Consider the following 6,285-nt stretch of genomic DNA (forward strand, 5'->3'; position numbering starts at 1 on the left):
GAGCCGGTGGCCGTGGACGGCGGGCACGCGCTGCGTGTGCGCTTCGACCGCGACCTGCCCGGCTGGTCGCGGTACGCCAAGTCGTACAAGGGCGCCGACGTGCTGTTCGGCAAGCCGCTCGACGCCTCGCGCACGCCGTCGCTGTCGGTGTCGGTCCGGGTGCCGCCCGAGGCCGACGACGGCTTCAAGCCGGGCAACGTCTTCACCGCCAAGGTCCGCGTCTACGGGCGCGGCGGCGCGGTCGCGGAGGGCGTCGGCACGGTCGACCCCGAGCTCGGCTGGAACCGGCTCACGCTGGACCTGTCCCGCTGGGCCCCGCGCGCCGCGATCTCCCGGGTCAAGGTGTGGGTACGCGGCTCGGCCGGCTCTGACTGGGCGGGCTCGTACGACCTCGACCGGCTGAGCCTGGCCGCGGCGGCGCTGCCCGGCCTCGCCCGGCGCAACGTCGAGGTGAGCGCGTCCACCGCCGAGCGCGGCCGGCTCGGCTCCAAGGTCACCTTCACCGTCACCAACCGGGACGTGCTGCCGATGGCCGGCCGGGTCACGCTGTCCGCCTGCGACGGCGTGGCCGTCGATCCGCCCGCGCTGCCGGTGACCGGCCTGCGCACGGGCGCGAGCCGCACGACGGAGACCACGCTGACCGCGTACGCGCCCGCGAACCAGGAGTATCCGGTCGTGTGCGCGTCCTACCTCGGGCACACGGACCGGGTGACGTTCCGGCTGCCGCCGCAGGCCGCGTACGTGCCGCCCGCCCCCGACGCCTTCGCCAACCAGGAGCTGGCCGACGGCTTCGACCGGGCCGGCGACTACCAGGCCCACCGGGTCCAGCCGGAGGACAAGGAGCTGCCGCAGGTGACGTACGCGGGCGGCGCGCTGTCGGCCGGGCACCCGTCGGCGTCCTGGTTCGGGCTGATGTCGTCAGGCGTCTCGCCGCGCAACCCGGCGTTCGCCACGGCGATCACGATCAGGAGGTTCCAGGGCGACTCCACCGACATGGACACCGTCTACACGGGCCTGGTCAAGGACGGCAGCACGGACGTGGCGGCGTTCTACGTCAACAGCCACAGGTTCGCCGGGTTCGAGGTGCGCGGCCCGCAGGTGCCGGGCGGGATCGCGGTCTTCGGCGTCAAGCAGGGCGTCACCGTCCCCGACGGCGGCCGCTTCGCGCTGTCGCTGGTGGGCGAGCGGGCCGCCATGTACGCCGACACCGGCTCCGGCTGGGAACTGGTGACCGCGGCCACGCTGGAACACCTGCCGGCGTTGTCGGACCCCGAGGTCAGGGCCGGTTACCGCTACGGCTTCGGCGTGCGCGGCGACCCCGGCCCGAGCCCCCTGGTGCTCGACGCGGTGGAAGGACGCAGCATCTCCTGACGCGGCATCCCCTGACGCCACCTCCCGACGCCCCCGGCCCGCCGCTCACGGCCACATGTCCTGCGGGAACCCGGTCCAGCGCAGGCCGGACGGGAGGTGGCTCAGGTCGTTGAACATGACCATCGTGGGCGGCAGGCCGGTGCGGTACTCGATGATCGTCAGGCCGGTGTTGGCGCTGTTCAGGCCGAGCCACCGCGGCGGCGGCGCGTCCAGCGCGTGCCGCACCAGCCAGGCGATCTGACCGGCGTGCGTCACCAGCACCTCGTGCACGTCGGACGCGGGTTCGTCGGGGACCTTCGCGAACCGGGCGACCAGGGCGTCGGCGAGCGCGCGGCCCGCCTCCGCCTCCGCCTGGTCGAAGCCGTCGAAGTAGCCGGCCCAGGACGCGGGCGTCTCGGCGGGAGCGGGCACGTACGGCACATGGTCGACGAGCTCGTCGGCCGCGGCCACCGGCACGCCGGGCAGACGCCGGGCGAGCTCGCGCGCGCTCTCGGCGGCACGCGGCAGCGGCGAGTGCCACACCGCGCCGACCGGCATCCTGGCCAGCCGTTCGCCGAGCAGGGCCGCCTGCTGCCGCCCGGCGTCGGTGAGCTGCCCGAACGCGTCGGCCGCGCCGTGGCGGGCCAGGTAGAGGCGTCGTAGCGACATAGGTGGTCGGGGAGCGGCGTGTCGCAGGCCGCTCCCCTCTCCTTTCCCAGGGTCAGGTGGCGGTGACGGTACCGGCGGTGCCGTCGACGGTGACGAGCGCGCCGTCCCGGAGCCTGCTGGTCACGTCCGGGACGCCGAGGACGGCGGGGATGGCGTGCTCGCGGGCCACGATCGCGGCGTGGGACAGCACGCCGCCGGTCTCGGTGACGACCCCGGCGACGATGCGCAGCAGCGGCGTCCACGCCGGGTCGGTGAAGGGGCAGACGAGCACGTCGCCCGGGAGCACGCGGGCGAAGTCGCGCGGCCCGCGCACGATCCGCGCGGTGCCGGTCACGGCTCCGCGGCTGCCCGGCGTCCCGACGAGCGCCCCGGCAGGCACGTCCGCCGCCGGGGCGGGCGGGCCGGCGGGCGGGGGAGCGGCGGTGATCGGGCGGGCCTGCAGGATCCAGACGCGGCCGCCCGCGACGGCCCACTCGACGTCCTGCGGCCCGCCGCGCAGGGCCGCGATCCGCGCGCCCAGCCCGGCCAGCCGCACGGCGGTCGCGTCGTCGATCGCCGCCCGCTCCCGGACGTCGTCGGGCACGTTCCGCACGACGAGCCGCGCGCCCTCCCGGTCGAGGCGGGTGCGTTTGTCGGCCACGGCGCGCACGACCGATCCGTCCGCGGCGACCCGGTAGGAGTCGGGGGTGACCGTGCCGCCCACGACGCTGGGCCCGAGCCCCCACGACGCCTCGATCCCGGTGGGCTCGTCCGGCCCGCCGGGGGTGAACATGACCCCGGACGCCTCGGCGTCCAGGTGCCGCTGGACGACCACGGCCATCGCCGGGCCGTCGCCGGACCCGCCGCCGTCGCCGGACCCGCCGCCGTCGCCGGACCCGCCGCCGTCGCCGGACCCGCCGCCGCCGTCGCCGTCGTCGGCCCCGCGGCCGGCGGCGGCGCGCGGCGAGAACAGCGACGCCCAGCAGGCGCGCACCGCCTCGGCCACCCCGCCCGCGCCGCGCACGGCGAGGAAGCTCTCGTACCGGCCGGCGGCCGAGCTCAGGCCGGTGTCCTCGTCGGCCGCCGACGACCGCACGGCGACGGGCGGGTCGCCGAGCGCGCCGAGCCCCCGAGCCAGCGCCGCGGCCAGCCCGGCGTCGAGCGTGAGCGCCTCGATCGCCCGCCGCGCCGCGGCCAGGTCGTCCGGTCCGGCGGTGTGCCGCCCGAGGTCCAGACCGCGGACCGCGGCGAGGTAGGCGGCGAACGGCACCACGAAGCCGTCCGGGACCGGCAGCCCGGCCCGCAGCAGCGCGCCGAGCGCGCCGCCCTTGCCCCCGCAGGTGGCGGCCTCGGCCGCCACAAGGGGTACGATCATCCGCCCGCCCTTCAACAAAATGTTGACGATGTCCCGCCGATTGTGAATCATGGCCCGCATGCAACGCAACCACGACCCCGTCCCGAACGCGGACCAGCTCCACGCCCAGCGCGAGACGGAGGCCCGCCGGCGGCTCATGGCCCTGGGCGCCGACCTGCTCGACCCGCGCCCGTGGCAACCCCCGCCCGTCCCGCCGTCGGCGGTCGACCTGACGCGGTTCGCCGTCTGGCGCAACGCCGGCCTGGAGCCGGCGGACATCCTGGGGGCGCTAGCCCTGCTGCCCGCCGCGCGCGCCGAGGTCGAGGCGATCGAGTCCGCCCTGCTGTTCACCGCCCGCAGCGCCGGGCTGACCTGGGCGCAGATGGCGGAGGCGATGGGGTTCAACTCGCCGCAGGCGTGCCAGCAGCACTACACCCGCCTGACCATCCGTCAGGAGGCCGGCTCATGACCTGGCAGTCCGCGCCCGGCCTGCTGGCGCTGCACGCCGTACGCGTCACCGGCTTCGCCGACACCCCGGTGCTCGCCCGCCGGTACGAGCTGGGCGTGGCCGAGACGGAGGAGGAGCTGCTCGACGCCGAGGCGCGCGGCTGGGTGAGCCGCTCCGAGTTCGCCGGCACCGGCGGCTGGTCGCTCACCGAGACGGGCCGGGCCGAGGACGAGCGGCGCCTGGCCGCCGAGCTCGACCAGGCCGGCGGCGCCGAGGAGGTCCGCGACGTCCACCGTGAGTTCCTCCCGCTGAACGCCCTGCTGCTCAAGGCGTGCACCGACTGGCAGCTGCGCCCGGACGGCCGCGACCGGCTCGCCGCCAACGACCACTCCGACCCCGCCTGGGACGCCCGGATCCTGCACGAGCTCACCGTCGTCGGCCGCGCCCTCCAGCCGCTCGCCGACCGGCTGACCGGCGTCCTGGCCCGGTTCGGCGGGTACGACACGCGTTTCGCCGCGGCCCTGGCCCGCGCCCGCAACGGGGAGGGCGCCTGGGTCGACCGCACCGACGTCGACTCCTGTCACCGCGTCTGGTTCGAGCTGCACGAGGACCTGATCTCCACCCTCGGCCTCGACCGCCACGCCGGCTCCTGACCGTAGGCGCGCGTCCGGGCGCCGGGGTGGTGTGGTGCGCGCGCGGCAGGTCGACCGGCACGTTGCGGGAGCCCGGGACGTGCGCGCCGGCGAGCTCGCCGGGTCAGTCGTCGGTGATGGTCAGGCCCGCCTCGGCGGCCGCCGCGTAGGCGTCGTCGATGTGCACCACGCGGCGTCCGGCGCGGGCGAGCAGGCTGGTGGCGGCGGCCGCCCGGTAGCCGGAGCCGCAGTGCGTCCACACCGTGCCGGCCGGGACGTCGGCCAGGCGGTGCGGCAGGTCGGGCAGCGGGATGTGGGTGGCGCCCGCGACGTGGCCGGCCCGCCATTCGTTGGTCATGCGCACGTCCAGCACGACGTCCGGGGCGGGCAGGTGGGCGGGCGCGCGCCCGGCGCGGACGGCGGCCAGGTCGGCGAACGTGGCCACCGCCAGCTCGCCCAGCCGGTCGTCGTGGCCGCCGGCCCACCGGCCGGGGTCGCCGGTCGCGGCGGCGGCCGGGCGGTCGACGCCGATGCGGGCCAGTTCGCGCTGGGCGGCGGCGACCTGCGCGGCGTCCTCGCCCAGCAGGGTGATCGGCGCGCCCCACGGGGCCATCCAGGCGAGCCAGGTGGACATCGGGCCGTCCAGGCCGAAGCTGAGGGTGCCGGTCAGGTGGCGGCTGGCGAACGCCTTGCGGGAGCGCAGGTCCACCACCCATTCCCCGGCCGCGATCCGCTTCCCGAGCTCCTCGGGGTCGGCGGTCCGTACGGGGGTGAGGTCGATCGGGCCGCCGCCCTCGGAGTTGCGCGGGCCCATGTGGGCGTAGTAGGCGGGGTAGGCGTCGAGCCCGGCGAGGGTCTGGGCGACGAAGTCGTCGGCCTCCAGGCGCAGCGCCGAGTTGGCCTGCCGCTCGCGGCCGATCGTGGAGGCCGGGGCGTCGGCCTGCGTCGCCGAGCAGAAGCTGCCGAAGCCGTGGGTGGGCCACACGTGGGCGCCGTCGGGCAGCAGGTCGGCCAGGCGGTGCGCCGAGGTGTGCTGGCGGTGGGCCAGGTCGTGGGCGTGCTCGGCGCCGAGCAGGTCGGTGCGGCCGGTGGTGCCGAAGAGCAGGGAGCCGCCGGTGAAGACGCCTTCGGGGCCGTCCGGGCCGGTCAGGATGTACGACAGGTGGTGGAAGGTGTGGCCCGGCGTGGCCACCGCCTGGACGCTCATGGCGCCGGACAGCGTGACCTCGTCGCCGTCGGAGACCGGCCGGCGGTCGAACCGCACGGTCTCGTCGGCGGCGACCAGGTAGGCGGCGCCGGTCACCCGGGCCAGGGCCAGGCCGCCCGAGACGTAGTCGTTGTGCAGGTGGGTCTCGGCCACGTGGGTGATGCGCACGCCGAGACGTCCGGCCAGGGCGAGGATCCGGTCGATGTCCCGCTGCGGGTCGACGACCAGGGCGACCTGGCCGTCGTGGGCGAGGTAGCTGCGGTCGCCCAGGGAAGAGGTCTCCACCACCTCGATGTGGATCGTGCTCATCTTCTTCGCCGCCTTCGTGTCGTCGCAGTCGCGGTCCGGCCGGTTTCCGGGTCAGGGACCGTCCTACCCATTAATACCCTGGGGGGTATAGAGCAGGTAAAAAGACGGGCATGCGAGGGCGTGCTAGTTCGTTCGTCGCCTTCGGATGCCCGTGGGGAGATCAGTGCCGCATCAGGACAGGGCCAGGAACAGCTTCTCCAGCCGCTCCGGCGTGATGGCCGGCTCCTCGCCGCGCTCGCGCGCCGCCTGGCACTGCTGCAGGCCGGTGGAGATGATTTTGAATCCGGCCCGGTCCAGGGCCTTGGACACCGCCGCGAGCTGGGTCAGCACCCGCTCG

Annotated in this window: 6 protein-coding genes and 1 pseudogene; 3 read left to right on the top strand and 4 right to left on the bottom strand. The window is 75.9% G+C overall.

The window, feature by feature from the left end; genetic code table 11:
- Positions 1-1,371: pseudogene (locus ACWCSD_RS45325) on the top strand (DUF5722 domain-containing protein); the annotation flags it as partial.
- A gap of 45 nt (positions 1,372-1,416) precedes the next feature.
- Here ACWCSD_RS45325 and ACWCSD_RS45330 read toward each other — a convergent pair.
- Positions 1,417-2,019 (bottom strand): histidine phosphatase family protein, encoded by a 603-nt coding sequence (locus tag ACWCSD_RS45330; RefSeq protein ID WP_397163029.1) that lies wholly within the window; start codon positions 2,017-2,019, stop codon positions 1,417-1,419.
- Between the two features lie 52 nt (positions 2,020-2,071).
- On the bottom strand, positions 2,072-3,373 hold the full coding sequence (locus tag ACWCSD_RS45335; RefSeq protein WP_449924734.1) for a PEP/pyruvate-binding domain-containing protein: 1,302 nt from the start codon (positions 3,371-3,373) through the stop codon (positions 2,072-2,074).
- Between the two features lie 58 nt (positions 3,374-3,431).
- Here ACWCSD_RS45335 and ACWCSD_RS45340 point away from each other — a divergent pair, with 58 nt between their 5' ends.
- Positions 3,432-3,821, top strand: a complete 390-nt coding sequence (locus ACWCSD_RS45340; protein WP_397163025.1) for a DNA-binding protein — start codon at positions 3,432-3,434, stop codon at positions 3,819-3,821.
- Positions 3,818-4,453, top strand: coding sequence for a transcriptional regulator (locus tag ACWCSD_RS45345; RefSeq protein WP_397163024.1), 636 nt, complete (start codon positions 3,818-3,820; stop codon positions 4,451-4,453). Before ACWCSD_RS45340 ends, ACWCSD_RS45345 begins: the two co-directional genes overlap by 4 nt.
- Before the next feature lie 103 nt (positions 4,454-4,556).
- Here ACWCSD_RS45345 and ACWCSD_RS45350 read toward each other — a convergent pair whose 3' ends face one another.
- A complete protein-coding gene (locus tag ACWCSD_RS45350; protein WP_449924739.1) occupies positions 4,557-5,948 on the bottom strand; it encodes an MBL fold metallo-hydrolase in 1,392 nt (463 codons plus the stop codon).
- Between the two features lie 171 nt (positions 5,949-6,119).
- A partial coding sequence (locus tag ACWCSD_RS45355) for a metal-sensing transcriptional repressor (protein WP_449924742.1) occupies positions 6,120-6,285 on the bottom strand: 166 nt, incomplete at its 5' end.

Source organism: Nonomuraea sp. NPDC001684 (assembly GCF_053596515.1).

Bases quoted from the DNA above. Each gene is read 5' to 3' on its own strand.
- ACWCSD_RS45330 (WP_397163029.1), bottom strand. From the start codon at position 2,019: ATGTCGCTACGACGCCTCTACCTGGCCCGCCACGGCGCGGCCGACGCG.
- ACWCSD_RS45335 (WP_449924734.1), bottom strand. From the start codon at position 3,373: ATGATCGTACCCCTTGTGGCGGCCGAGGCCGCCACCTGCGGGGGCAAG.
- ACWCSD_RS45340 (WP_397163025.1), top strand. From the start codon at position 3,432: ATGCAACGCAACCACGACCCCGTCCCGAACGCGGACCAGCTCCACGCC.
- ACWCSD_RS45345 (WP_397163024.1), top strand. From the start codon at position 3,818: ATGACCTGGCAGTCCGCGCCCGGCCTGCTGGCGCTGCACGCCGTACGC.
- ACWCSD_RS45350 (WP_449924739.1), bottom strand. From the start codon at position 5,948: ATGAGCACGATCCACATCGAGGTGGTGGAGACCTCTTCCCTGGGCGAC.